The organism is Sphingomonas sp. 28-62-20 (assembly GCF_002281505.1).
In genome coordinates, this window is sequence record NZ_NCGH01000076.1 from 1 (window position 1) to 1,273 (window position 1,273).

Consider the following 1,273-nt stretch of genomic DNA (forward strand, 5'->3'; position numbering starts at 1 on the left):
TCGCGCCGGAGGTGCTGTGATGGCTGCGGCCAAGATCAAGAAGGGTGACACCGTCGTCATCCTGTCCGGCAAGGACAAGGGCAAGACGGGCGAAGTGACCCGTGCTTTCCCGAAGGACGGCAAGGTCATCGTGTCGGGCGCGAACATCGCGACCCGCCACAAGAAGCCGAGCCAGGCGAACCCGCAAGGTGGCCTGGAAAAGATCGAAGCGCCGATGCACGTGTCGAAGGTGGCGATTGCCGACCCCAAGACCGGCAAGCCATCGCGCGTGCGGTTTGACATCAAGGACGGCAAAAAGGTCCGTGTGGCCGTGAAGTCCGGGGAGACGATCAGTGGCTGATGCTTATGTGCCGCGGATGAAGTCGATGTACGACGACGTTGTCGTGAAGGCGATGACCGAGAAGTTCGGCTACAAGAACGCGATGGAAGTGCCCCGGATCGAAAAGATCGTGCTCAACATGGGCGTGGGCGAAGCGACGCAGGACAAGAAAAAGGTCGAGCAGGCCGTCGGCGAAATGGAATTGATCGCGGGGCAAAAGCCCGTCGTGACCAAGGCCAAGAAGTCGATCGCGCAGTTCAAGCTGCGTGAAGGCATGCCGATTGGCTGCAAGGTCACGCTGCGCCGTGAGCGGATGTACGAGTTTCTTGATCGCTTCATCACGATCGCGCTGCCGCGCGTTCGCGATTTCCGTGGGCTCAACCCCAAGTCGTTCGACGGGCGCGGCAACTATGCCTGCGGCCTGAAGGAACAGCTGATCTTCCCGGAAATCAGCTATGACAAGGTCGACAAGATCCGCGGCATGGACGTGATCGTCACGACCACGGCGAAGACCGACGAGGAAGGGCGCGAGTTGCTCCGCCTGTTCGGCTTCCCGTTCCCGATCGAAGACGCAGACGCGAAGAAGGCGGCATAAGATGGCGAAGAAGAGTTCGATCAACAAGAACGAGCGCCGCAAGATGCTCGTCAAGAAATATGCTGGCCGCTATGCCAAGCTGAAGGCAGTTGCGAACGACAAGTCGCTCGACGATACCGAGCGCCTGATCGCTCGCCTGAAGCAGGCTGAAATCCCGCGCAACGGCAATCGTACGCGCATTCGCAACCGGTGCGAGCTCACGGGTCGCCCGCGCGCTTATTACCGCAAGTTCCGCCTCTGCCGTATTCAGCTGCGCGATTTGGCCAACAAGGGCCTGATCCCCGGCGTTACGAAGTCGAGCTGGTAAGGACGAGATATGGCACTGACCGATCCCATTGGTGATATGCTCACCCGCATCC

3 protein-coding genes are annotated in these 1,273 nt (G+C 60.0%); all 3 read left to right on the top strand.

Annotated elements, in window-relative coordinates:
* Positions 1–19: 19 nt before the first annotated feature.
* Genes rplX through rpsN form a run of 3 tightly spaced genes read left to right on the top strand, consistent with a single transcriptional unit; the run spans position 20 to position 1,221 of the window.
* Positions 20–340, top strand: coding sequence for a 50S ribosomal protein L24 (rplX, locus tag B7Y43_RS20135; protein ID WP_374133433.1), 321 nt, complete (start codon positions 20–22; stop codon positions 338–340).
* Entirely contained in the window at positions 333–914 is a 582-nt protein-coding gene (gene rplE, locus B7Y43_RS20140) for a 50S ribosomal protein L5 (RefSeq protein ID WP_374133431.1), read from the top strand. Before rplX ends, rplE begins: the two co-directional genes overlap by 8 nt.
* Position 915: 1 nt before the next feature.
* Positions 916–1,221 carry an uS14 family ribosomal protein gene (gene rpsN / locus B7Y43_RS20145; protein ID WP_374133432.1) on the top strand — a complete coding sequence of 102 codons (306 nt, stop codon included), beginning with the start codon at positions 916–918 and terminating at the stop codon, positions 1,219–1,221.
* Positions 1,222–1,273 lie beyond the last annotated feature (52 nt).

Bases quoted from the DNA above. Each gene is read 5' to 3' on its own strand.
- rpsN (WP_374133432.1), top strand. From the start codon at position 916: ATGGCGAAGAAGAGTTCGATCAACAAGAACGAGCGCCGCAAGATGCTC.
- rplX (WP_374133433.1), top strand. From the start codon at position 20: ATGGCTGCGGCCAAGATCAAGAAGGGTGACACCGTCGTCATCCTGTCC.